The sequence below is a fragment of the Chachezhania antarctica genome (assembly GCF_003646465.1).
Lineage (GTDB): Bacteria > Pseudomonadota > Alphaproteobacteria > Rhodobacterales > Rhodobacteraceae > Chachezhania > Chachezhania antarctica.
In genome coordinates this window covers 179,686-203,916 of sequence record NZ_QZEX01000004.1, presented here as the reverse complement: position 1 = coordinate 203,916, position 24,231 = coordinate 179,686, and the positions used below count along the sequence as shown (strand labels likewise).

Genomic DNA, 24,231 nt, shown 5'->3' with positions numbered 1-24,231 from the left:
CTGCCGGATGCCGCCCCCGCGCGCCACGTTGTCGCCGCGCACCAGACGCGCCTCTCATTGCCATTGGCGACATCGCCGCGCTTGAGCCCCGCGGCAAAGCCGGGCTAGGGGTCGAAGGCCCGCGACTTCCCGGAGAAACAGCCCATGGACGCCACGCCCCGCGACGAAACAGAAGAGACCCGGTTACAGATTTTCGTTTTCTACATTCTGATCGTCGGTGTTGGCCTCGCCACCGGAGCGGCGTCTTCGGTCCTGCATGCCGGGCTCGATGCGATGCACACGTTTCGCCATTCGTTGCGCACATCCGACAGCCTGGGCACCCTGCCCGCGGTCATCATCGCCGGTCTTGCCGCCGCGGCGCTGACCTGCGGCGGCACATGGCTGGTCCGCAGGTTCGCGCCCGACACGGCCGGCAGTGGCATCCCCGAGATCATCGAAACCCTGCGGGGTGACCGCACGCTCGACTGGCGCCGCGTCATCCCCGTGAAACTCGGGGCTGGCCTGGCGGGCATCGGCTCCGGCCTTGTTCTGGGCCGCGAAGGCCCGACGATCCACCTTGGCGGCGCCATGGCCGCAATGATCGCCGAGATCACGAAGATGAGCCGCCGCAACACGCTGGCCGCCATCACCGCGGGCGCGGGCGCGGGCCTTGCCGCGGCCTTCAACGCCCCCCTGGCCGGCATCATATTCGTGACGGAAGAGATGCGGCGCGTCTTCGATTTCAAGTTCCGCTCGTTCCAGGCCGTGATCCTGGCCTGCGTCGTGGCGACGATGGTCAATGACAGGCTCTTCAGCCAGGGGCCGATCCTCGACATCCCGCATTACCGCGATCCCGCGATCATCGACATGCTGCTGATGCTGCCGCTGGGGATCTTCATCGGCGCCTTCGGGGTGCTGCTGAACGCCGGGATCGTGAACCGCGTCAAGGTCTTTGCCGGCCTTCCGCAACGCGTGCCCTATCTCTGGGCCGCACTGGTCGGCGGGATTGCGGGCGTTCTGGTCATCCTCGCGCCGACGGCCACCGGCGGCGGCGAAGGGCTCGTCGTGGCCGACATCACGGTGCATCCGGGGGCGGTGGGGCTTTTCGTGCTGTTCCTGGCCCGCAGCCTGATGCTGATGGCCAGCTACTCCTCGGGCGTGCCGGGCGGTCTGTTCGCGCCGATGCTGTCCATCGGCACGGCCATCGGCCTGCTGTACGGCGCGATCCTGACGCAGCTGGGCCTGATCAGCGATCTGCCTGTCGGTATCTTTGCCGTCGCCGGGATGGGCGCGCTTTTTGCCGCGATGGTCCGGGCCCCGCTGACGGGTATCGTGATCGTGGTGGAGATGACCGGTGCGACGGACCTGATCCTGTCGATCATGGTCACCTCGATCCTTGCCACCTTCACGGCCGAAACCCTTGGCGGCAAACCGATCTACAGCCAGCTGACCAAACGCAAAGCCGGCGAAGAAGAAGACTGAACCTTACGGGGGTCCGGGGGAATGTCATTCCCCAGGGCGGGGGGTGCGGGGGGCGGCAGCCCCCCGCCTGCCCGGGCGACGCGCGCAAGGCGCGGCGCAAATCATTCGCTGTCCCGCAGGTATTTCATCACGGCCGGACGCACCGACTGTTCGCCCTGCTCCCGCGCCTCGGCGATGATGTCGGCCACCTGCTCCAGGTCTGACCGCAGCAGCAGGCTCTTCACCGGCCCGATGGACGCCGGGCGCATCGACAGGGTCCGCAGACCGATCGCCGCCAGGCACAGCGCCTCGACCGGCCGGCCTGCATCTTCGCCACAGAAGCTGAGCGGCGTGTCGCTTTCTTCGCAACGTTTCACGATCTGTTCGATCAGCCCAAGGAAGCTGACGTTCAGGGTGTCGTAGCGCCTGCGGACGCGCTCATTCTCACGGTCGGCGGCGAAGAAGAACTGCTTCAGATCATTGCCGCCGATGGACAGGAACCCGACCTCGTCAAAGAACTTCTTCGGTGCGAATGCCAGCGACGGCGTCTCGAGCATCGCGCCCACGTCCAGGGTTTCGGGCAGAGGATGGCCCAGCCGTTCCTCGCGCGCGATTGCCTTGTCGACCTCGGCGCAGGCGGCGCGGTATTCCTCGAACTGCGCCACGAAAGGGAACATGATCGTCAGCGGTTTGCCCGCCGCCGCGCGCAGCAACGCCTGCAACTGCATCCGCAGCACGCCAGGCTTGTCCAGCCCCACCCGGATGGCCCGCCAGCCCAGGGCCGGGTTGGGCTCGTCTGTGGCCTTCATGTAGGGCAGCACCTTGTCCGACCCGATATCCAGCGTCCGAAACACCACCTTCCTGCCCCCCGCCGCCTCCAGCACGCGGGCATAGAGCGCCGACAATTCGGACCGTTTCGGCATCTGGTTGCGGACCAAGAATTGCAGTTCCGTCCGAAACAGCCCCACCCCTTCGGCGCCCGAGCCTTCTAGCGACGGCAGATCGGCCATCAGCCCCGCGTTCATCATCAGGTGGACGCGCGCCCCATCGCGTGAAACAGCCGGCTCCTCGCGGATCGAGGCATAGCGTTTCTGTGCCTGCGCCTGCATCGCGATCTTGTCGCGGAAGGCGCTGGCCACCGTATCGTCGGGGCGCAGGTGCACTTGCCCCTGGTCCCCGTCGACAAGGATCAAATCGCCGTTCAGCGCCTCGGTCGTGGCCCGCTTTGCGTGGACGATCAGCGGAATGGCCAGCGCCCGGGCGATCACCGCCGCGTGGCTCCCGACCGAGCCGTCTTCCAGCACGATTCCCCGCAACGTGCGGCCATATTCCAGCAGTTCGCCCGGCCCGATGTTGCGCGCCACGAGGATCGGATCGCCCGGCATTTCCGCGCCCGTCTTCTGCCCCTGGCCCGTCAGCAGCCGCAGCAGCCGGTTCGACAGGTCGTCAAGGTCCGACAGACGCTCGCGCAGGTAGGCATCCGCGACCCGCAGCATCCGCGTGCGGGCTTCGGATTGCTCCTTCTCCACCGCGGCCTCGGCGCTCAGCCCGCGGCTTACGTCCTCCTCCATCCGGCGGATCCAGCCCTTGGAGTTCGCGAACATCCGGTAGGTTTCAAGCACCTGCCTGTGATCCTTGTCGGACGCACCGGCCATCTCCAGCATCCGGTCGACATCGCCCCGAAGCCGTTCCACGGCCGCCCGCAGGCGCTCGACCTCCTTCACCGGATCCTCGGCCACCGGGTTCGTCACGACGACCCGCGGTTCGTGCAGCCAGACATGGCCTTCGGCCGCGCCCTCCTGCGCCGTCGTTCCGCGCATCATCACCGATTGCTGATGCGGCCGCGTCAGCGCCGCGCCTTCGCCGACGAAGGCGCCCAGCTCGGTCATCTCGGCCAGCACCATCGCCACGACTTCCAGCCCGTAGACCTCGTCTGCGGAAAAGACCCGCGCGTCCAGTGATTGCACGACCAGCACGCCCAGCACCTGACCCAGACGCTGAATCGGGATACCCAGGAAGGACGAATACCGTTCCTCCCCCGTTTCGGGCATGTAGCGGAAGTTGGGCTCTGCGGGGGCGTTGGGCGTGTTCACGGCCGAACCCGTGCGCGCCACGCGGCCCACAAGGCCTTCGCCCAGTCGCATGCGCGTCTTGTGCACCGCCTCGGCTTGCAGACCTTCGGTTGCGCAAAGCTCCAGCGTGTCCTCGTCCCGGAACAGGTAGACCGAACAGACCTCGGTCCCCATGCTGTCGGCGATCAGGTGGGTGATCATGTCGAGACGTGTCTGGCCCGCGTCTTCGCTGGCCATCACATCCCGCAGCCGCCGCAAGAGCTTGCGGCTTTCCGTTTCGAAACGATCCTGTGTCACGGCGCTGTTCGGCCCCTCACTGTCGTCCGGTGGGGCGCGGCAAGGCGGTCGCTACTCCGCGCGCTCCAGTTCGAAGGCATCATGCAGGGCCTGCACGGCAAGTTCCATGTATTTCCGATCGATCAGAACGGAAATCTTTATCTCTGAAGTTGTAATGACCTTAATGTTGATACCCTCCTGCGAGAGTACCTGGAACATTTTCGATGCCACACCCGATTGCGAGCGCATGCCGATGCCCACGACGGACACCTTGGCGACCGCATCGTCGACCACCAGGTCGGCATAGCCCAGATCGCCCTTTTCGCAGGCCGCCTGCAGCGCGTGCTGGGCACGCTTCACCTCGACCGTCGGGCACGAGAACGTCATGTCTGTGCGTTCATCTTCGGCGATGTTCTGCACGATCATGTCGACCAGCACGCCCGCATCGGACAGAGCGGTGAAGATCGACGCGGCCACACCGGGCCTGTCATCCACGCCGATCAGCGTCAGCTTCGCTTCGTCGCGCGAAAAGGCCACCCCGGCCACAACCTTGGATTCCATGATTTCCTCCTCGTCGCAGACCAGCGTGCCCGCTTCATCGGACATTTCCTCGAAGCTGGACAGGACGCGCAGCTTCACCTTGTAACGCATTGCCAGCTCAACGGAACGGGTCTGCAGCACTTTCGCACCCAGCGAGGCCAGTTCCAGCATTTCCTCGAACGCGATCCGGTCGAGCTTGCGGGCCTTGTCGCACACACGGGGATCGGTGGTATAGACGCCATCGACGTCCGTGTAGATATCGCAGCGTTCGGCATCGAAGGCCGCGGCAAAGGCCACCGCCGTGGTGTCGCTGCCGCCGCGGCCCAGCGTGGCAATGCGGCCTTCGGCGCTGACACCCTGAAAGCCCGCAACGACGGCCACGCGCATGCCATCGGCGAACTTGCCGTTGATCGCCTCGGTGCCGATCTCCTCGATCCGGGCGACGGAATGGGCCGACGTCGTCTTGACCGGCACCTGCCAGCCCTGCCAGCTGCGCGCCGGCACGTCCATTTCCTGAAGCGTCAGCGCCATCAGCCCGGCGGTCACGTTCTCGCCCGAGGACACGACGGCATCGTATTCCCGCGCGTCGAACAAGGGAGAGGTTTCGTTTACCCAGCCCACAAGCTCGTTCGTCTTGCCCGACATGGCCGACACGATGACGATCACTTCGTAACCATTCGCCACTTCGACGCCGACCCGTTTCGCCGCACGCCGAATCCGGTCGAGATTGGCAACCGAGGTGCCACCGAATTTCATGACGAGTACGGGCATGGGATCGCGCCTTTGGCTTGGGTCTTCAGGTCCGGGGCCGTTTACGCGGTCCCCCGCGTGGGTGCAAGGCTGCGTCAGAGAGGAATGGACGCACCGTCCCATGCCTCGAAACATCCCGTTGTGCCGGGGCCAAGCGCCTCGAACCGGATCATCAGGCCTTGGGCAGACTCCTGTGGCGAAACCGCGGCCTGCGGGCCGCCCATGTCGGTCCGCACCCAGCCGGGATGATAGATGCCCACGGAAATACCGTCGGCCACGAGATCCCGGGCAAGGTTGCGGCCAAGGTTCAGAACCGCGGCCTTGGAGGACCGATAGATATAGCTGCCGCCCGGCGCGTTTTCCTGCGATGCCATGACAGACGATACGATCGCGATCCGCCCTGCGCCTGCGCGGCGCAGGCTGGGCAGCAGCGACTGGATGGTCAGGAAGACGCCGGTGACGTTCACGGCAAAGGTCTGCGCCCACATGTCCGCCGGATAGCCGCCGTCAAGCGGCTGGCCCTTGTCGATGTAGACGCCGGCATTGCAGACCAGCAGGTCCAGACCGCCGGAACCGACATGGCCCTCCACCGTCGCGGCGAAGGGTTCGAAGGCGTCCGGGTCGGTGACGTCCAGCGTCACGTCGGCAGAGCCGTCGCGGGCGGTGCCCAGCACATCGTGCCCGGCCTCGGAATACGCAGCGTAAAGCGCCGCGCCGACGCCGCGGTTCACACCGGTCATCACGATTTTCATGGTCAGTTGGCCTTCCGTGTCGGCAGGAATGGCAGCGGTGCCACTGGCACGCCGTCCTCGATCAGTTTGCGGGCGTCTTCGGGCTTTGCCTCGCCGTGGATCGCGCGGTGCGGGGTGTCGCCGTCATGCATCGCCCGCGCCTCGGCCGCGAAGCTGAGCCCGACATAGTCGGAGTTCGCCTCGACCTTTTGGCGCAGCGCGGCAATGGCCTTTTCCCTGTCGGATTTCGGCGCGGTCAGGTCGCCCCTTTGGCTGTCCTTTTGCGCTTCGACCTCTCCCGGGGCCGAAACGGGCGGCGCCATCAGCGCCTTCTTCACCGATCCGTCCCCGCAGGTACTGCAGGAGATCATGCCCGCGTCCGAAAGCTTTTCGTAAGCGGCGGCCGACTGGAACCAGCTTTCGAAATCATGGCCTTGGCTGCATTTCAGAGCATAACGGATCATCGAAACCTCCGCGCGCGCCGCCCTTCATGTTCGGGTCGACCGGGCAGAGTATTACATATTCACGCCACGCGGCGGGTCAAGGTGCCGTGGCCGCGATGCTTCAGTCGATTGATTTCGGATCGAACGAACGCAGGATTTTCTGCAGCTCGGCCTCCTCCACCTTTGCCGCGGCTTCACGCAGGCTGAACCACTTGCGGCGGCGCTGGCCCTTTTCCGGGAAGCGATCCAGCAGCTTCTTCACTTTCAGAGGGTACACATCGATCCGGCAGGGAATGTCTGCCTCACCAGGATCCTTGATGTAATCGAAGCTGCCAAGGCTGCGGTCGAAGACCTTGCCGGAAACGCCGGCTTCCTCCCACGCTTCCTGACGGGCTGTCTCCGCCGGGGAGCATCCATCCATCGGGTTGCCTTTCGGAAGAATCCACCGGCCCGACCCGCGCGAGGTGACAAGCAGCACCTGGGCCTTGCCCGCCACAGTGCGAAAACACAGGGCAGAGAACTGCCTTACTGATCGTGCGATCTGGTCGCGTGCGATGGAGTCGTCCTTGGGCATATGTCTATGGAAACTCGCGAAAACGTCAAAAGTTAACACGAGTAGAATGTACAGCAGAACGAGTCACGAAACAAGCGGGCCAGCCACCGGACCTCGCGGAGCCTTTGCCGGGGCCCGCGCATTGCTCCGCACGTTCTGAACAGAAAGATCCACCGGAAAAAACAGTGGTTTGCAGCTTGTTTTAAAGGGGTTGGCGCGGGTTACCCCTAAGCTTCTCCACGAAGTTATCCACAACGAGATCGTACGACATGTCTGTCTCCAGTGCCAGTTTCCGCAATCCGAAGCCGACATGTGCAAGGTCCTGGTAATATTGTGCATAGACATAGTTCGTGGCCGCCCCTGTCACGGCGCCCAGAACCGGGACCGTCCGCGTCGCCAGCTTGCGGCCCAGCGATTCCGACAGTCCGGGCAGAACGCGCGACACCAGTGTGCGCATCGCCGGGCCGGTCACCGACAGGCGCGTGGTGAAAAAGCCGGTATCCGCCCCATCATCGCTGGTCAAAGGTCCGCCATCGGCCAGCACGCGAACGCAATCGAACTGGACCGATTCCGACGCCGGATCGAAACCGTGCTTCACCGCGACCCCCTGGATCGATCGCAGAAGCATCGTCGTGGTTGCCGGAAGCTCGATCATCGACGTGGCCAGCCCGCCGAAGCCGCCCGCCGCCCCCATCGCTCCGGCGACCAGCGCGTTGACCTGCCGGGATTGGTCCGGCACCGCGCGGCGGCTGAAATGGGCGGCGCGCATGGCCTGTGTCAGCGCGCTTTCGGTCACGACGGACAGGCGGTCGCGTATCGGAACCGGCAGGCGATCGATCATCGTTTCCGCCTGCAGGCCCAGCGTGTTCAGCAGCGCAATCCCCGGCCCCGACGCCTTCCGGTAGCGCACCGCAAGCGCGTCAAGCTGGCTGTCCAGATCGATTTCGGGCGGGCGGGTCAAAACGTGCGGGTCCTGTGTCATCGTGTTCTCCATCTTCAGAAGATCGGAACAGACCGGACTGAATTCAATAGCCGGCGCTCAGGACCAGCGCTCCACGATCCCTTCGATCCCGTCCCACGCGCCGTCCACCAGCGCATGGCCCAGCACCCGTTCGGGGTTGGTGGGCGGAGGCATCTCGACCCCAGCCAGCTTCTCGAACCCGAAGCGGCTGTAATAAGGCGCGTCGCCCACCAGCATGACCCGTTCCCATCCGTCTTCGCGCGCGGTGGCAAGGCTGTTGTGGATCAGCGCGCCGCCAAGGCCTTCGGACTGGTGGGTCGGGTGAACGGCCACAGGGCCAAGCAGCAGGCAGGGCGCTGTACCCACACGGACCGGCCAGAACCGGATCGCGCCGGCGACCTGCCAGGTTTCGTCCCGCGACAGGCGGCACAGCCGCGCGACCGGATCGACCCCGTCACGCAAACGGTACGACGACAGCGCCTCGCGCCCCGGGGCGAAACACGTGTCGAAAAGGGCCTCGACTTCCCACCAGTCGGCCTGCGTTTCGATCTGGAAGTCCACGTCAGGCCCACCCGCCCCCGTTCTGTGCGCTAAGAGGTGGCGTCCGCCCTAGCATGACGGTACCCCTTGGGCAAACCACTGGAGTCTGCACATGTTCTATCGGCCCGAAGACGGTCATGGCCTGCCGCACAACCCCTTCAACGCCATCGTCACGCCGCGCCCCATTGCCTGGGTCTCCACCCGGGACAGCGACGGCATCGCGAATCTTGCGCCCTATTCCTTCTTCAACGCAACGGCCTACGTGCCACCGCAGGTCATGTTCGCATCGACCAGCGCGAAGGACGATCAGGACGGCACCAAGGATTCGGTTGCCAACATCCGCGACACGGGCGTCTTCTGTATCAACATCGTGGAATATGCCGCGCGCGACGCGATGAACCGCAGTTCCCAGACGCTCCCCAAGGGCGTGGACGAGTTCACGAAGGCCCGCGTGACAGCCATCGATTGCGAAACTATCGACTGCCCGCGGGTCGACGGCGCGCCGGCGGCACTGGAATGCCGCCTGACCCAGATCGTGAAGCAACTGGGCGAGGCGAATTACCTTGTCATGGGTGAAGTCGTGGGCATCCATATCCGCGACAACTGCCTGCGCGACGGGATCTTCGACATCACCACCTACGAGCCTTTGTCGCGGCTAGGCTATCGTGATTACACCAAGGTAAGCGAACTCTTCTCGCTGGCCCGTCCCGACGACTGAAAGGAAGACCCATGGCGGAAACCGTAATCGGCGTGATCGGCGGATCGGGCGTCTACGAGATCGACGGGCTTGAGGACGCAACCTGGACCGAGGTCGACACGCCATGGGGCGCGCCGTCTGACGCGTTGCTGACGGGCCGGCTGGACGGCACGGAGATGGTGTTCCTGCCCCGCCACGGCCGCGGTCACGTGCACAGCCCGACGACCGTCCCCTACCGCGCCAATATCGACGCGCTTAAACGGATGGGCGTGACCGACGTGATCAGCGTTTCCGCCTGCGGATCCTTCCGCGAAGACATGGCACCGGGGGATTTCGTCGTCGTCGACCAGTTCATCGACCGGACCTTCGCGCGCGAGAAAAGCTTCTTCGGCACCGGCTGCGTGGCCCATGTCAGCGTCGCCCATCCCACCTGCGGCCGGCTGGGGCAGGCCTGCATCGCGGCCGCAGAAGGCGCCGGCGTGACGGTTCACCACGCGGGCACCTATCTGGCGATGGAGGGGCCGCAGTTCTCGACCCTGGCCGAGTCTAAGATGTACCGCGAAAGCTGGGGTGCCGACGTGATCGGGATGACCAACATGCCCGAAGCAAAGCTCGCCCGCGAGGCCGAGCTTTGCTACGCCTCGGTCGCCATGATCACCGATTACGACAGCTGGCACCCGGATCACGGATCGGTCGATATCAGCTTCATCATCGCCACTCTGACGGGCAACGCCGACAAGGCCCGCGCGACCGTAGCGGCAATGCCATCGCTGCTGGGACCGGACCGCGCGCCCTGCCCCCATGGCTGCGACCGCGCGCTGGACTTCGCCATCCTCACGGCGCCCGACAAGCGGGACCCGGAAATGCTGGCGAAGCTGGATGCCGTCGCGGGCCGCGTGCTAGGCTGACGCTATTTCTTGGCGTTTTTCTTCAGGAAGGAACGGATGAACGCCCGGATTTCCCGGGCGGCGCTTGTGTCCATCTCCTTGCAGAGATCGACGAACGCGTCGCGTTCCGCCTTGTCGAGCCGCAAGACAAGCTGGCTGTTCTTCTTGCCCGACTTGGTGTCTTTCTTGTTCACGTCACATCAGTCCTGATCGTAAGGGCACGTGCTTCGGTCACGGAACGACAGGCGAAATCGATATCGTCCTGATCGCCCCTCTACACCGTTTGTATATACATTAAGTAACAGGAACAAAAAGCAGTTTTGTCCGGACCCCGGCCGCGTGCTTGCCAGGTCATGTCGCTTGTGGCACACCCGCGCGGGCGCTTTCGCAAAGGGGTTTCAGGCATGAACAAACCGTCCTCGGTCAAGGATTACGTGCGGACCATCGTTGATTTCCCGCACGAGGGGATCATGTTCCGCGACGTGACGACCCTGTTTGCCGACCCGCGCGGCTTCCGGATGGCCATCGACCAGATGCTGCACCCCTATGCGGGCGAACGCATCGACAAGGTCGCCGGGCTCGAGGCGCGCGGCTTCATCATGGGCGGCGCCATCGCGCACCAGCTGAGCGTCGGCTTCGTGCCGATCCGCAAGAAGGGCAAGCTGCCCGCGCGCACGATCAGCCAAGATTACAAGCTGGAATACGGCGAAGCGATCATGGAACTGCATGACGACGCCATCGAACCGGACGAACGCGTCCTGCTGGTCGACGATCTTCTGGCCACCGGCGGCACCGCCGAGGCCGGCGTGAAGCTGATCGAGCGACTGGGTGGAGAGATCGTGAGCTGCGCTTTCGTGATCGAACTGCCGGAACTTGGCGGACGCAAGGTGCTGGAGGCGATGAACCTCGACGTCCACGCGCTCTGCGCTTTCGAGGGCGCCTGAGCGGGCCGCCGTTCACAGCTCGACATAGACTTTCCGCTTCGCCCGGGGCACGCTGGGCAGCGCCCGATCCTCCCGTCACGCCGCAGGCGTGCCTTCGGCACGACGAGGGCGCTTTGGCAACATCCCGCTCTGAACTCATGAAATGCGGGATGCCGGCGTCCGACACCTAATGCGCCGTGTCAGCGCCCACCCAGGGTCGGGCGCTGCCCTTCCAACACTTGTCGGACGTCAGGCCTGCCCGTCCACAAACAACACCGCGCCCGGGTTCATGATCCCACACGGATCAAGCGCATCCTTGATCGCCCGCATCGCCGCCAGCTTTACCGGGTCGCCGTAGCGTTCAAGTTCACCCGCCTTCAGCCGCCCGATCCCGTGCTCGGCACTGATCGAGCCGCCCATCTCGGCCACCAGATCGTACACCGCGTGGGTCAGGTCCGGCTTCTGGTCCTTGTACTCGGCCCGGGTCCGGCCCGGCACTGGGAACAGGTTGTAGTGCAGGTTGCCGTCGCCCAGATGGCCGAAGCAGTTGATCCGCACCTCCGCAATCGCCGCGATCTTCTGAGGCGCGCGCTGGATGAAGTCCGGCACGCAGGACAGGGGCAGCGAGATATCGTGGGAGGCGATCGCCCCGATCCGACGGTTCGCATCCGGGATATGCTCCCGCACGTTCCACAGGTCGGCGCGCTGGCCTTCGGATTGTGCAACGATCCCGTCGCTGACCAGATCCCGCTCCATCGCCGCTTCGAACAGGTCGCCAAGCGCCGTGACCGGGTCCATGCCGCGCGCCAGGCCGATTTCGATCAGCACCTGCCATTCGGGCTTGTCCGCAAAGGGCTGGCGAATGTCAGGGAGCGTCTCGCTCAGGAAATCCAGCCCCTGCCGGTGGATCAGTTCGAACGCGCTGACCATCTCACCCAGCCGGTCTTGGGCCAGCGCCAGCAGACCCAGCGCGGCGCGCGGATCGGGGACGATCAAGGCCGCGGTGCCGATCTCGGCCGGGATGGGCGACAGCTTCAGCGCGGCAGCGGTGATCACGCCCAGCGTGCCTTCCGCGCCGCACAGCAGATCGCGCAGATCGTAGCCCGTGTTGTCCTTCCGCAGCCGCTTCAGCCCGTGCCAGATCCGGCCATCGGGCAGCACGGCCTCCAGCCCCAGGCACAACTCCCGCGCCGTGCCATAACGCAGGACGTTCACGCCGCCCGCATTGGTCGACAGATTGCCCCCGATCCGGGCCGAGCCTTCGGCGGCCAGCGACAGCGGGAACAGGCGGTCCGCCCCGCGCGCCGCGGCCTGTACATCGGCAAGGATCGCGCCGGCCTCGGCAATCATCACGTTTTCTTCCGGATAGACGGCGCGGATCGCGGTCATGCGCTCCAGCGACAGGATCAGGGGAGCGCTGCCGCCATCCTCTGCCACCTGACCACCGACAAGGCCGGTGCCGCCGCCATAGGGCACGACACCCACCCGCGCCTCGGCGGCAGCGGTGATGATGGCCGACACCTCCTCGACCGTCCGTGGCAGGGCCAGGAGCCCGCCGTGGCCTGCATACTGGCCGCGGGGTTCTTCAAGATAGCGCGGTTCGACGGGGCGCAGCACGTCCGCGCCGACCTGTCGTTCAAGCCGGGCCGCAAAGGCCGCATCTGCAGGGTTCAAGGGCATACCTATCCATGCCCAAGCGTGCGGGCGGGGGCAAGGGGCTCAGTCTGCCTCGGTCAGGTAGGACGGCATCAGCACCACGACGGTGGGTCGCGACGGGAGTGTCCTGAGCGAAACCTCGTAGTCCGACCGGTCCAGCAGCTCGATCTCGAAGTCGTTCTCCATCCCGGTCAGGAAATTCCCCAGCGCATAGGCCGAAAACCAGTGGCTGGGGATCACGACCGACGATTTCAGCCGCTGCAACACGCTGATCATCTCGGGCAAGGGCATTGTCATCCCCCCGTCGACCGGTGCGATCACGACGTCGAGCCGGCCAAGCGCCGCGAATTGCTGATCGTTCGGCACGTGGTGCAGATGGCCCAGATGCCCGATGCACAGCCCGCCGACCTCGAACACGAAGATCGAATTGCCGTTCTCTTCCACCCCGCCATAGGCGGAGCGGATATCGGTCGAGACATTGCGCACCAGCATCTCGCCCAGGTCCAGGTGGTGTTCGATGCCTTCCCCGAACGGGCCCCATCCGGGCAGGACATGGGGGATGTTCGGATCTGGGTTCTGGGTCCAGTGGCTGCCATGCGCGTGGTTCATGGTCACCACGTCGGGCACCAGTGTCGTGGCGCCGAGGAAACCCGTGTAATCCGTCACCGCGTTCAACCCGCCCGCCGTCTGGATCAGGAACGAGGCATGGGTGATGTAGTGCAGCCGGACGGTGTATTCGTCGGGCAGCGGATCGGTCCACGCGGCCTTTTGCAGGTATTCAAGCCCCGGCGCCGCATCCGCGATGGCGATGCAATGGCTGGGCCGGCGTGACTGGGCCGCGGCGGGCACGGCCAGGATCAGAAGCAGGACGACAAGGACGCGCAACATGGATGACCCTCCGGGGACTGTTCCCGGAAAAGGGTAACGCCAAAGCGCCGTCGCTCAAGCATCAGAGATGTTGTCGGGCGTTCACGGTACCGTGTGCGCACTGGAAATCGGCAGACCTACCCGGCATCCGTGCGGCCACGCCGGTCACCCCGGAGCGACGCATAAAGCACATGCGTCCGCCAGCGCCCGTTGATCTGAAGATAGCTTTGCGCGACGCCTTCGTACTTGAAGCCCGCGCTTTCCAGCAAGCCGCGCGATGCGGCGTTTTCCGGCAGGCAGGCGGCCTCGATCCGGGACAGGTCCAGCCGAGTGAAGGCGAAATGCACCAGCGTGCCGATCGCCTCGCGCATATAGCCGTTGCGCGCATAGGTCTGGCCGGTCCAGTAGCCCAGCGTCCCCGCCTGCGCCGGACCACGCCGGATGTTGTCGAGCGTGATGGCCCCCAGCAACACGTCATCCGCGCGGCGGAACAGGAACAGCGGGACGGCCGAGCCGTTCACGATGGAGCGCTGGGACCAGTAGACCCTGTTGGTGAAGGCCTTGCGGCTTAAATGATCGTGGGCCCATGCGGGCTCCCACGGGGTCAGGAAATTACGACTGTCCCGGCGCAGGGATGTCCAGGCGCGGTAGTCGGAATGCATGGGCGGTCGCAAAGTGAGACGTTCTGTCTCCAGTCTCAGCTTCCGTTTCGCCAGCAACATCAGGCAGCACGCCTCTCCTGCAATTCGGAGAGGGTTGGCGCGCCCTTTATCGGTCCGTACAGCGCCAGCGCAGCCGGGGCTTCCTGCGCCACGAATTCCGCGAACTGCCGCACGTCACCCGTGGTCACCGCGTCGATCCGGGCGATGGTGTCTTCGACCGGGGGCACGTCGTTCCAGATCTGCACCAGCCGCGCCAGCCGTTCGGCACGCGACGACGGGCTTTCCAGCCCCATCAGCAGACCGGCTTTCATCTGCACGCGGGCACGGGCGACCTCTTCGGGGCTCATGTCGTCGGCGGCACGCTTCATCTCGTCGAAGGTGATCGTGGACAGCTCGCCGATCTGCGCGGCCGAGGTGCCGGCATAGATCGTCGTCGTCCCGGTATCGGCATAGGCCCCGGCTTGCGCGAAGATCGTGTAGCAGAGCCCGCGGTTCTCACGGATCTCCTGGAACAGGCGGCTCGACATGCCGCCGCCAAGGGCGCTGGCATAGATCTGCGCGGTATAGATCGCCTCGTCCCGGTAGCCGGGGCTTTCGAAGGCCAGCGCGAAATGGGCCTGCTCCAGCTCCTTGTCGCGGCGGAATTCGCCCCCCGTGAACAGGGCGGGCACCACGTTGCTTTCGGTGCCGCGTTCCAGGTGGCCGAACATCGCCTCGGCCAGCTTCACCAGCGCGTCGTGATCCACGGCGCCGGCAGCGGCGAGAATCATGCGCTCGGGCCGGTAATGTTCCGACACGAAGGTCGCCAGATCGTCCTTGCCGAAGGCGCTGACGCGCTCCGACGGGCCCAGGATCGGGCGGCCGATGGGCTGGTCGCGATAGCTTTCTTCCTGAAGCCAGTCGAAGATCACGTCATCGGGCGTGTCGTTCGATTGGCCGATCTCCTGCAGGATCACCCCGCGCTCGACCTCGATCTCGCGCTTGTCGAAGACCGGGTTCAGAATGATGTCGCCGATCACGTCCAGCGCCAGCGGCACATCCTGTTCCAGAACGCGCGCGTAATAGGCCGTCACCTCGCGGCTGGTGTAAGCATTGATGTAGCCGCCCACGTCCTCGATCGCCTCGGCGATCTGAAGGGCGGACCGGCGTTCGGTGCCCTTGAACGCCATGTGCTCAAGAAAATGGGCGATGCCGTTCTGTTCGACTCGCTCGTGCCGGCCGCCGGCTGTCACCCAGATGCCGATGGCAGCGGATTGAAGGCCGGGCATATGCTCGCTGACGATTCGGAAACCGTTGGCGAGTTCGTATTGCTGTACTGTCACGTAGGCGTCACCCGGAGATCCGGTCCCTTATAAGCGTCTCGATGGCGTCCAGATCGTTGTCGATCCGGGTCAACCGTTCCGATCTCTCATACAGGTCCGCCATCCGGGGGGGAAGAGGCGGATGAAGGCCCGATGCCGCTTCCACGGCGGCCGGGAATTTCGCGGGATGCGCCGTGGCCAGCGTGATCATCGGCGTGGCCGGATCGCGCTGTTCGGCGGCGACCTTCACGGCGACGGCGGAATGGGGGCACAGGAGTTCGCCTGTTGCCTTCCGCAGCGCCGAGATGGTGGCCGAAGTCTCATCCTCGCTCGCGCGGCCCGAGATGTAGCTGTCGTGCAGGGTATCCAGCACGCCCTGGGACAGGTCGAACCCGCCCTTCTGGCTCAGATCGTCCATCAGCTGGGACACGGCCCCACCGTCGCCCCCGTAGGCAAGGAACAGCGCCCGTTCGAAGTTCGAACTGACCTGGATGTCCATCGACGGGCTGATCGACGGCAGCACGGTGCCCTTGTGATAGCCCGCGCCCGTCAGGCAGCGGTGCAGGATGTCGTTCTGGTTCGTGGCGACCACCAGCTTGTCGATGGGCAGGCCCATCCGCCGCGCGATGTCGCCCGCGAAGATATCGCCGAAATTGCCGGTGGGCACTGTGAAGCTGACCTTGCGGTCCGGCGCACCAAGGCTGACGGCCGAGGTGAAGTAATAGACCACCTGCGCCATCACCCGCGCCCAGTTGATCGAGTTCACGCCCGCCAGCCGCACTTCGTCGCGGAAGGTAAAATCGTTGAACATGTCCTTCACGCGGGCCTGGCAATCGTCGAAATCACCGGTGACGGACAGCGCGTGGACATTCTTGGCCGTAGGGGTCGTCATCTGGCGGCGCTGCACTTCGGAAACGCGGCCATCGGGGAACAGGATGAAGACCTCGACCGCCTCGAGCCCGGCGAAGGCCTCGATCGCGGCGGACCCGGTATCGCCCGATGTCGCGCCGACGATGGTCACCTTCTCGCCCCGGCGCTTCAGGGCCACGTCGAACATTTGCCCGATCAGCTGCATGGCGAAGTCCTTGAAGGCCAGTGTCGGCCCGTGGAACAGCTCCAGCAGGAAATGGTTGGGGGCCAGCTGGACCAGCGGCGCGCGGGCCTCGTGTTCGAAGCCGTGATAGGCGCGGGCGATGATCTGGGCGAATTCCTCGTCCGTGAACGTGTCGCCCACGAAAGGGCGCATGATGCGGAAGGCGGTTTCCTCGTAGGACAGGCCCGAAAGTGCTGCGATGTCTTCGTTCGACATCACCGGGATTTCGGCAGGGACATAAAGGCCCCCGTCACGGGCGAGGCCGGTCAGCATCGCCTCTTCGAAGGTCAGTTCGGGCGCCTGCCCGCGGGTGGAGACGTATTTCATCGCTTATCCCTTAAAGGCCTTTCTGGCGCGCGTCTGCCAGAGGAAGAACCCGGTCATCGCCACCCAGATGAAGGCAAGCGAGAACCACGTGATCGCATATTCAAGGTGATCGTTCGGAATGCCCCCGGTGTCCACAGGGTCGGGCGTGATTCCCGGCGCGGTGGGCGAAGAGGCCACGATCAGAACAGGCTCCGTTCCCAGCGCCTGCGCCATCGCGGGCACATCGCGGGCATACCAGATGTTGCCTGCAAGGTCCGGATCGGGGGTATAGCCGTCGGCCTCGTTCGGCCAGTTCAGGTTGCCGGTCACGGTCATCGGACCCACGGGGCGCTCCGCGGTCTTGGCACTGACCGGCACCGATCCCCGGTCCAGCAGCACCGTGCGGCCGTCTTCCATCTGGAAGGGCGCGATCACGCGGTAGGCTGCGCCGCCCTCGACCGGGATGAAGACGTGGATCTCGCCCCCCAGGATCTCGCCCTGTGCGGTGACGGGCAAGTAGCGGTCGTCCTCCGGGTCCGGGGTTTCGGGCACCGGGACGGGTGCAGCGCCGATCCGCGACTCGATCGCGGCGATCATGCCGTCTTTCCAGTGCAGGCGTTGCACCTGCCAGATGCCAAGCCCCAGCAGGATCGAGGTGCCGAGAACGCCGAAAAGAAGGATGAAGATCAGACGTTGCATGGGAATCCGGAGCGGGATGAGAAAAGGCGCGCGGATCCCCGCGCGCCTTCAAGCATATCGGTGAGGGATGCCGATTACGACAGGGCGTAGCTGCCCCAGAGGTATACGGCGAAGAACAGGAACAGCCACACGACGTCGACGAAGTGCCAGTACCATGCCGCGGCCTCGAAACCGCCGTGCTTGTCCTGGCTGAAGCCGCCATTGATGGCGCGGATCAGGCAGATGGTCAGGAATACCGTCCCGATCAACACATGCAGCCCGTGGAAACCGGTGGCCATGAAGAAGTTCGAATAGAACTGGTCTTCCCCGAAGGTCCAGCCGTCATGGGTCAGAAGAACCATATATTCGTAGGCCTGCAGCGCGGTGAAGAGAATGCCCAGCGTGATGCCAAGTGCCAGCCCCTGGATCAGCGACTTGCGGTCGTTGTTGTGCACCAGCGCGTGGTGCGCCCAGGTTACGGCGCAGCCCGACAGAAGAAGCAGCAGCGTGTTCATCAGCGGGATGTTGAGCGGGTTGGCGAAGTGGTAGTGGACCTGCTCGTAGACCGAACCCGGATAGTCGTACATCGGGTAGATGGCGTGCTTGAAGAACGACCAGAACCACGCGAAGAAGAACATCACCTCGGACATGATGAACAGGATGAAGCCATATTGCAGGCCCAGCCGCACAACCGGCGTGTTGTCCGCGCTTTCGCCTTCGGCGGCCATTTCCGACCACCAGTTGAACATGGTGTAGAGCACGGCGATGAAGCCGATGGCCCAGATGTACCAGTCGATCCCGTGCATCCAGAGCACCGCGCCCACCAGCATGGTGAAGCCCGAAATGCCGCCTAGCAGCGGCCAGATCGACGGCGCGATAATATGATAGTCATGGTTCTTGGCGTGTGCCATGGAAGTCCCTCACCTCTTGGCGCAGTTCAGTTCAGGGAAGTGGCCCCGGTTGCATCGGTTTCGTCCGCCAGGGCGGCGTAGCCCTCTGGCAGATCATTCTCATAAAACGTATAGGACAGCGTTATCGTGTGGACATACTTGCCGTCCATATCGGTTGCGATGTCAGGGTCGACGTAAAATGTCACGGGCATATCGACCCGTTCGCCCGGCATCAGCACCTGTTCGGTGAAGCAGAAGCATTCGATCTTCGTGAAGAAGCCGCCCGCCGAATAGGGCGTGACGTTGTAGCTGGCCTGCCCTGCGACCGGTCTGTCGGTCGGGTTGTAGGCCTCGTAGAACGCAAGGCCGGTTTCGCCAAGGCGGATCTTCATCTCGCGCTCGACCGGCTTGAATTCCCACGGCATGCCGCTGTTCAGGGACGCATCGAAACGGATGGTGACTTCCTTGTCCAGGACCGTATCGGACCCGGCGTCAGCCGTATTGGTGACGCCGCCGAAACCTGTCACCTTGCAGAAGAAGTTGTAGGCTGGCACCGCCGCCCACGCCATCGCGCCCATGAACACGACGACGCCGACCAGCTTGAACATGGTTTTGCGTTTCGGATCCATCGTCTTCATTCGGACACCTGCACCGGGGCTTTCGAGAAATCGGTTTCGGTCACTTTCACGATGGTCAGCCCGAAAATCAACGCGACAAAGGCAGCCAGGACCACGCCCAGCCCGACGTTGCGGCCAAGGCGCCGTTTGTGCAGTTCGTGCGGTTCGTGAAAACTCATCCCCAGCCTCCCAGCCCGTAGGGCTTCAGCAATGCTTCGACCAGAATCGCCGCGAAGTGGGCGGCGAGGTAGATCAGCGACAGTCGGAAGAACCGGCGTTCGACGCGGAAATCGTCGGCCTCCGACATGGTTTCATCCCGGCGCCAGATGCGGATCGCGCCTGCAAGAAACAGACCGTTCAGAACCAGCGCCACGGCCAGGTAAACCGGCCCGCCCACGGCGGTGAAGCCCGTGCCGATGGCCAGAACCGCCAGCAGGACGGTGTAGACAAGGATATGCACCCGCGTCGCACGGCGGCCATGGGTCACCGTCAGCATCGGCACCTTGGCGTCGTCGTAATCGTTCCGCATGAACAGCGCGAGCGCCCAGAAATGCGGGGGTGTCCACATGAAGGTCAGCAGGAACATCAGCCACGGTTCGATCGCGAAGGATCCCGTGGCCGCCAGCCAGCCGATCACCGGCGGGAAGGCCCCCGCCGCGCCGCCGATGACAATGTTCTGCGGGGTCGAGCGTTTCAGCCACATCGTGTAGACGATGATGTAGAAAAAGATCGTGAAGGCCAGCATGCCCCCGGCCAGCCAGTTCGTGGCCAGCGACAGCATGATGACCGACAGCCCCGACAGGGCCACACCGATGCCCAGCGCCTCGTCCGGGGTGACCTTGCCCTTGGGAATCGGCCGGCCCTTGGTCCGCCGCATCACCGCGTCGATATCGGCATCCCACCACATGTTCAGCGCGCCCGAGGCACCGCCGCCCAGGGCGATGAACAGGATCGCGCAGAAACCCACGAAGGGGTGGATCGGAACGGGTGCGGCCAGCATGCCCACCAGCGCGGTGAAGACGACAAGCGTCATAACCCGCGGCTTCAGCAGGGCGAAGAAATCTCCGAACGATGCCTCGGGTTCGACCGCGTGGCTCGCTGCTTGGGCAGTTGGCTGGGAGGTATAGCCGATATCGCTCATCACTGTCCTTCTGTCGGGCCGCACGTGACACCGCGTTCGTGTCATGCCGGTCCATTGATCGCGTCAGGCGCCCGCGCGCCCTGGCATTTGCGCCAAACGCCGGAGTCATGCCCCGGCGCTCGAACCCCTGTTACCGGATACCTTGTCGGTCTGGCCTGAAACACAGGCCGGACCCTTCAGTCGGCCAGCGCGGCCACGTCGTAGCTGCTGGTGGTGCCCAGACCGGCATATTCTTCCTTGGCCGACTTCAGCCAGGCTTCATAGGCCTCTTCGCTCACCACCTTGACGGTGATCGGCATGTAGGCGTGGTCCTTGCCGCACAGTTCCGAACACTGGCCGAAGTAGATGCCTTCCTTCTCGGCGGCAAACCACAGTTCGGCCAGGCGGCCCGGCACCGCGTCCTGCTTCACGCCGAAGGCAGGGATCGTCCACGAATGGATCACGTCGGACCCGGTCACCTGCATCACCACGGTCTTGCCCACCGGAACAACAACGGCAGTGTCGGTCGCCAGCAGGTAATGTTCGGGCTTGTAGCCGTTCTTTTCAAGGTCGTCCCGGGCCAGCAGGTAGCTGTCGAAGCCGAAGTCGTCATCGACGTACTCGTAGGACCAGTACCACTGGTTGCCCGTCACCTTGATGGTCACGTCGCCTTTCGGAATTTCCTGTTCGTAGAACAGGACCGGCAGCGAGAACGCCCCGATGAAAACCAGAATCACGATCGGCACCAGCGTCCACACCATTTCAAGCGGCGTGTTGTGCGTGAAGCTCGACGGGGTCGGATTCGACTTGCGGTTATAGCGGAGGATGATCCAGCCAATCAGCACCACGACGAAGAGGGTAATGGCGATCATGATCGCCATCAGCATACCTTCCAGCCACTGCTGTCGGATCGCGATCTCGGTCGCCGGGGTCTGGAAAGCGGTACCGCCGGAGACCGGTACACCAAGCACTTCCAGATTGTTCAGATTGTCCTGCGCCATGGCGGGCAAAGCAGTAAGGGCAGTCAGCAGCCCGGAAAGCGACAGTGCATTCTTCATAAGTCGGTTCCTGATCGGTTGATCACATGGGTAGACTTCTGGCGCGCCCCGCGTCGTCATGCTGTGTCAGCCGCTTCGTCCCGATGGAAACAGGCGCATATCTGCACCGAAAATCGGCACGAAGCACGTTTAGCGCGCGCCCCGTTGTCTTTGGAGACGGTAGAAATCATATTCCGGGAAGCAGATAAAGCCATATGCTTGCGTCAAACAGACGCTTGCCGTGCCGACGGGCGCGCTACCGCGCCAAAAACAAGGATCATTTTTCCATATGTCCGATGCCCCCTTTCGCCCCTTCGACGACCAGTTGCCCCTCGACGACGCGCTTTTCGTGCTGCGCGAGGCGACGAAGGGCGCCGATGACGGCGAAATCTTCGCCGAGCGCAGCCAGTCCGAGGCGCTGATGTTCGATGACGGACGGCTGAAGACGGCCAGCCATGACATTAGCGAAGGCTTCGGCCTGCGCGCCGTGAGGGGAGAGGTCGCAGGCTATGCCCATTCCACGGAGATGAGCCTGTCGTCCCTTCGCCGGGCGTCGGAAACCGCGCGGCTGGCCGTGGGCGATGGCGGCGGCACGCTGGCCGATGCGCCCCGGGCCACCAACCGGCACCTTTATTCCGGCGAGGCGCCCGACAGTGGCATCCCCTTCCCCGTGAAGGTCGAGACCCTGTCCGAGATCGATGCCTATGCCCGCGCGCTCGACAAGCGCGTGGTGCAGGTGACGGCATCGCTGGCGGCGGGCCTGCAGGAAGTTTCGATCCTGCGCGCCGACGGGACGCTGACGATGGACAGCCGCCCGATGAGCCGGGTGAACGTGTCCGTGATCGTGGAAGAGAACGGCCGCCGCGAAGGCGGTTCGGCCGGCGGCGGCGGCCGCGTGCGGCTGGACGGGCTGATCGACCCGGCGGACTGGCAGACCAAGGCGCAGGAGGCGCTGCGCATCGCGCTGGTGAACCTCGGGGCCGAACCCGCGCCCGCGGGCGTTTTCGAAATCGCGCTTGGCCCCGGCTGGCCGGGCATCTTGCTGCACGAGGCCGTGGGCCACGGGCTGGAGGGCGATTTCAACCGCAAGGGCACCTCGGCCTTTGCCGGACTGATGGGCCAGCAGGTGGCGGCCAAGGGCGTGACCGTTGTCGATGATGGCACGATCCCGGACCGCCGCGGGTCCATCACCATCGATGACGAAGGCACGCCTTCCGGCCGGACGGTGCTGATCGAGGACGGCATGCTGACCGGCTTCATGCAGGACCGCCAGAACGCGCGGCTGATGGGGGTCGAACCCACCGGCAACGGACGCCGGCAAAGCTATGCCCATGCGCCGATGCCGCGGATGACCAACACGGTCATGCTGGGCGGGGATGCCGACCCGGCCAATCTGGTGGCGGACATCAAGGATGGCATCTGGGCCGTGGGCTTCGGCGGCGGGCAGGTCGATATCACCAACGGCAAGTTCGTGTTCTCCTGCACCGAGGCCTACCGCGTAACGAACGGCAAGATCGGCGCACCGGTCAAGGGCGCGACGCTGATCGGTGACGGGCCGACATCGCTCCGGAAGATCCGCGGACTGGGCAACGACATGGCGCTGGATCCCGGCATGGGCAATTGCGGCAAGCAGGGCCAGTGGGTGCCCGTGGGCGTGGGCCAGCCCACCGTGCTGATCGATGGGCTGACGGTGGGCGGCTCGGCAGCCTGATACGATAATTGGTCCGGCCGCTGTTTCAAGCGGCCGGATCTGCCCGCGCGACGGCTGGCCATCAGGCAGGGAATCGAAAAAAATGACTTTCTACGCAGATGGCTTTGACCCGGATCAAATCTCCCATCTGGGTGTTGGAAAAATTTTTTGTCCCATTTGACGAAAACTGAGAGCTGTTCACGCCTCATTAACCTGTCCCGGGGTAAAAGGATCGTGCAACAGGCGGAGTAGCGGATGACCGGAGACCACAGTTCTTCCACTCACCCCCCACTCCCACCCACCACGGAAGAAGACCGGTTTTCTTGGCTTCGCCTGTTGCGCTCCCGAAAAGTCGGAGTGCGTACGTTCTACCGTCTGCTCGACGAGCATGGATCAGCGCAGAATGCGCTGAAAGCGTTGCCCGAAATGGCGCGCGACGCCGGTATCGAGGGATATGAAATATGTCCTATGGGCGTCATCAGGGCCGAATTCCAGGCCGCAAAAGCCGCCAAAGCGCGGCTTTTGTGCTTTGGTGAACCCGACTATCCGACATTGCTGGCCGATATCCCGGATGCGCCGCCGACGCTCTGGATGATCGGCGATGCCGACCGTCTCGCCAAACCGATGATTGCCCTCGTGGGCGCCCGCAACGCCTCCTCTCTTGGCCTGCGCATGGCGCGCGACCTGGCACGAGAACTGGGGGAAGCCGGCTATACGATCGTTTCGGGCCTGGCCCGCGGGATCGACACCGCGGCGCATACCGCCGCCCTGCCCACGGGCACGGTTGCCGTTCAGGCTGGCGGAGTCGACACCATATACCCCGCCGAAAACGCGGACCTTGCCCGTGACATCGCCCGACGCGGTATCCGCCTGTCGGAAATGCCCATGGGGCTGAAACCGCTCGCCCGCCATTTCCCGCGCCGCAACCGGATCGTGTCCGGGCTGGCCCGCGCGGTCGTGGTGGTCGAAGCATCGGGCCGCTCCGGCAGCCTGATCACCGCCCGCGACGCGCTGGATCAGGGGCGGGAGGTCATGGCGGTGCCCGGACACCCGATGGACGCCCGCGCTTCGGGCTGCAACATGCTGATCCGCGACGGCGCTCTGCTGATCCGCAACGCCGAAGACATCCTGTCGGCGATAGGCGAACGGCCCGATACGCAGATCGACCTGCCGCTTGCCCCGCAGGAACCTACAGAGCCCCGGCAGGAAACCGCTCAGCCGCCGCAGGCACTTTCCTTCGACGACACGATCACGCTGCACCGGGCCATCCTTGCCCGGCTCGGCCCCTCTCCCGTGACCGAGGATCAGTTGATCCGCGATCTCGCCGTTCCGGCCCAGAAAGCCGCGCCCGCCCTTGTCGAACTGGAACTCGACGGGCGTATCCAGCGGCAGGCGGGCGGGCTGCTGTCCCTTGCGACCACATCGAACCGATAGGACCGGGCCGCCATACACCGCCAGCCCCGAAACCGGCATCGTGCCACCGGATTGATGACGGTCCGGC

At 64.5% G+C, this 24,231-nt stretch carries 25 protein-coding genes; 6 read left to right on the top strand and 19 right to left on the bottom strand.

The genetic code is table 11. The features are described 5' to 3' along the window. Positions 1-144 precede the first annotated feature (144 nt). Positions 145-1,461, top strand: coding sequence for a H(+)/Cl(-) exchange transporter ClcA (gene clcA / locus D4754_RS10015; RefSeq protein WP_121063056.1), 1,317 nt, complete (start codon positions 145-147; stop codon positions 1,459-1,461). A 101-nt stretch (positions 1,462-1,562) separates the two neighbouring features. Here clcA and ptsP read toward each other — a convergent pair whose 3' ends face one another. The 7 genes from ptsP to D4754_RS09980 all read right to left on the bottom strand — a co-directional run bounded on the left by ptsP (position 1,563) and on the right by D4754_RS09980 (position 8,327). Beyond that, complete coding sequence (gene ptsP, locus D4754_RS10010; protein ID WP_121063397.1) at positions 1,563-3,749, bottom strand: phosphoenolpyruvate--protein phosphotransferase; 2,187 nt, start codon at positions 3,747-3,749, stop codon at positions 1,563-1,565. 111 nt (positions 3,750-3,860) lie between these two features. Further along, positions 3,861-5,099 carry an aspartate kinase gene (locus tag D4754_RS10005; RefSeq protein ID WP_121063054.1) on the bottom strand — a complete coding sequence of 413 codons (1,239 nt, stop codon included), beginning with the start codon at positions 5,097-5,099 and terminating at the stop codon, positions 3,861-3,863. 74 nt (positions 5,100-5,173) lie between these two features. Beyond that, positions 5,174-5,830 carry an SDR family NAD(P)-dependent oxidoreductase gene (locus D4754_RS10000; protein WP_121063052.1) on the bottom strand — a complete coding sequence of 219 codons (657 nt, stop codon included), beginning with the start codon at positions 5,828-5,830 and terminating at the stop codon, positions 5,174-5,176. Positions 5,831-5,832: 2 nt separating this feature from the next. Then, on the bottom strand, positions 5,833-6,273 hold the full coding sequence (locus D4754_RS09995; protein WP_121063050.1) for a DUF1178 family protein: 441 nt from the start codon (positions 6,271-6,273) through the stop codon (positions 5,833-5,835). Between the two features lie 100 nt (positions 6,274-6,373). Further along, entirely contained in the window at positions 6,374-6,826 is a 453-nt protein-coding gene (locus D4754_RS09990) for an NUDIX hydrolase (protein ID WP_121063048.1), read from the bottom strand. Between the two features lie 181 nt (positions 6,827-7,007). Next, entirely contained in the window at positions 7,008-7,787 is a 780-nt protein-coding gene (locus tag D4754_RS09985) for an EcsC family protein (protein ID WP_121063046.1), read from the bottom strand. A 57-nt stretch (positions 7,788-7,844) separates the two neighbouring features. After that, positions 7,845-8,327, bottom strand: coding sequence for a GNAT family N-acetyltransferase (locus D4754_RS09980; protein WP_121063044.1), 483 nt, complete (start codon positions 8,325-8,327; stop codon positions 7,845-7,847). Between the two features lie 91 nt (positions 8,328-8,418). On the opposite strand from D4754_RS09980, the gene D4754_RS09975 reads away from it, so the two are divergent. Beyond that, the gene (locus D4754_RS09975) at positions 8,419-9,024 is read left to right on the top strand and encodes a flavin reductase family protein (RefSeq protein WP_121063042.1); all 606 of its coding nucleotides are present in this window, start codon (positions 8,419-8,421) and stop codon (positions 9,022-9,024) included. An 11-nt stretch (positions 9,025-9,035) separates the two neighbouring features. Continuing rightward, positions 9,036-9,911, top strand: coding sequence for an S-methyl-5'-thioadenosine phosphorylase (locus D4754_RS09970; RefSeq protein ID WP_121063040.1), 876 nt, complete (start codon positions 9,036-9,038; stop codon positions 9,909-9,911). A 2-nt stretch (positions 9,912-9,913) separates the two neighbouring features. On the opposite strand, the gene D4754_RS23930 is transcribed toward D4754_RS09970, so the two are convergent. Next, entirely contained in the window at positions 9,914-10,084 is a 171-nt protein-coding gene (locus tag D4754_RS23930; RefSeq protein WP_163025866.1) for a hypothetical protein, read from the bottom strand. A gap of 210 nt (positions 10,085-10,294) precedes the next feature. Here D4754_RS23930 and D4754_RS09965 point away from each other — a divergent pair, with 210 nt between their 5' ends. After that, positions 10,295-10,834: an adenine phosphoribosyltransferase gene (locus D4754_RS09965; RefSeq protein WP_121063038.1), complete on the top strand. Its 540-nt coding sequence runs from the start codon at positions 10,295-10,297 to the stop codon at positions 10,832-10,834. A gap of 228 nt (positions 10,835-11,062) precedes the next feature. Here the strand turns inward: D4754_RS09965 and D4754_RS09960 are convergent, their stop codons facing one another. From D4754_RS09960 to coxB, 11 genes are all read right to left on the bottom strand, one after another. Continuing rightward, positions 11,063-12,493 (bottom strand): FAD-binding oxidoreductase, encoded by a 1,431-nt coding sequence (locus tag D4754_RS09960; protein ID WP_121063036.1) that lies wholly within the window; start codon positions 12,491-12,493, stop codon positions 11,063-11,065. A 39-nt stretch (positions 12,494-12,532) separates the two neighbouring features. Further along, on the bottom strand, positions 12,533-13,357 hold the full coding sequence (locus tag D4754_RS09955; protein ID WP_121063034.1) for an MBL fold metallo-hydrolase: 825 nt from the start codon (positions 13,355-13,357) through the stop codon (positions 12,533-12,535). 116 nt (positions 13,358-13,473) lie between these two features. Next, positions 13,474-14,058 (bottom strand): GNAT family N-acetyltransferase, encoded by a 585-nt coding sequence (locus tag D4754_RS09950; protein ID WP_121063032.1) that lies wholly within the window; start codon positions 14,056-14,058, stop codon positions 13,474-13,476. Then, the gene (locus tag D4754_RS09945; protein WP_121063030.1) at positions 14,058-15,320 is read right to left on the bottom strand and encodes a M16 family metallopeptidase; all 1,263 of its coding nucleotides are present in this window, start codon (positions 15,318-15,320) and stop codon (positions 14,058-14,060) included. The genes D4754_RS09950 and D4754_RS09945 overlap by 1 nt, the downstream gene beginning before the upstream one ends. A 7-nt stretch (positions 15,321-15,327) precedes the next feature. Then, the gene (gene thrC, locus D4754_RS09940; RefSeq protein ID WP_121063028.1) at positions 15,328-16,719 is read right to left on the bottom strand and encodes a threonine synthase; all 1,392 of its coding nucleotides are present in this window, start codon (positions 16,717-16,719) and stop codon (positions 15,328-15,330) included. 3 nt (positions 16,720-16,722) lie between these two features. After that, a complete protein-coding gene (locus D4754_RS09935; RefSeq protein ID WP_121063026.1) occupies positions 16,723-17,397 on the bottom strand; it encodes an SURF1 family protein in 675 nt (224 codons plus the stop codon). 74 nt (positions 17,398-17,471) lie between these two features. Next, positions 17,472-18,287 carry a cytochrome c oxidase subunit 3 gene (locus D4754_RS09930; protein WP_121063024.1) on the bottom strand — a complete coding sequence of 272 codons (816 nt, stop codon included), beginning with the start codon at positions 18,285-18,287 and terminating at the stop codon, positions 17,472-17,474. A 26-nt stretch (positions 18,288-18,313) separates the two neighbouring features. After that, complete coding sequence (locus D4754_RS09925; RefSeq protein ID WP_121063395.1) at positions 18,314-18,895, bottom strand: cytochrome c oxidase assembly protein; 582 nt, start codon at positions 18,893-18,895, stop codon at positions 18,314-18,316. Positions 18,896-18,900: 5 nt separating this feature from the next. After that, the gene (locus tag D4754_RS23925) at positions 18,901-19,062 is read right to left on the bottom strand and encodes a hypothetical protein (RefSeq protein WP_163025865.1); all 162 of its coding nucleotides are present in this window, start codon (positions 19,060-19,062) and stop codon (positions 18,901-18,903) included. After that, on the bottom strand, positions 19,059-20,024 hold the full coding sequence (gene cyoE, locus D4754_RS09920) for a heme o synthase (protein ID WP_121063022.1): 966 nt from the start codon (positions 20,022-20,024) through the stop codon (positions 19,059-19,061). Before cyoE ends, D4754_RS23925 begins: the two co-directional genes overlap by 4 nt. Before the next feature lie 176 nt (positions 20,025-20,200). Next, positions 20,201-21,061 carry a cytochrome c oxidase subunit II gene (coxB, locus tag D4754_RS09915; RefSeq protein ID WP_121063020.1) on the bottom strand — a complete coding sequence of 287 codons (861 nt, stop codon included), beginning with the start codon at positions 21,059-21,061 and terminating at the stop codon, positions 20,201-20,203. Between the two features lie 268 nt (positions 21,062-21,329). On the opposite strand from coxB, the gene tldD reads away from it, so the two are divergent. Together tldD and dprA are read left to right on the top strand one after the other, a co-directional pair. After that, complete coding sequence (gene tldD / locus D4754_RS09910) at positions 21,330-22,751, top strand: metalloprotease TldD (protein ID WP_121063018.1); 1,422 nt, start codon at positions 21,330-21,332, stop codon at positions 22,749-22,751. Positions 22,752-22,985: 234 nt separating this feature from the next. Next, entirely contained in the window at positions 22,986-24,164 is a 1,179-nt protein-coding gene (dprA, locus tag D4754_RS09905) for a DNA-processing protein DprA (protein WP_121063016.1), read from the top strand. Positions 24,165-24,231 lie beyond the last annotated feature (67 nt).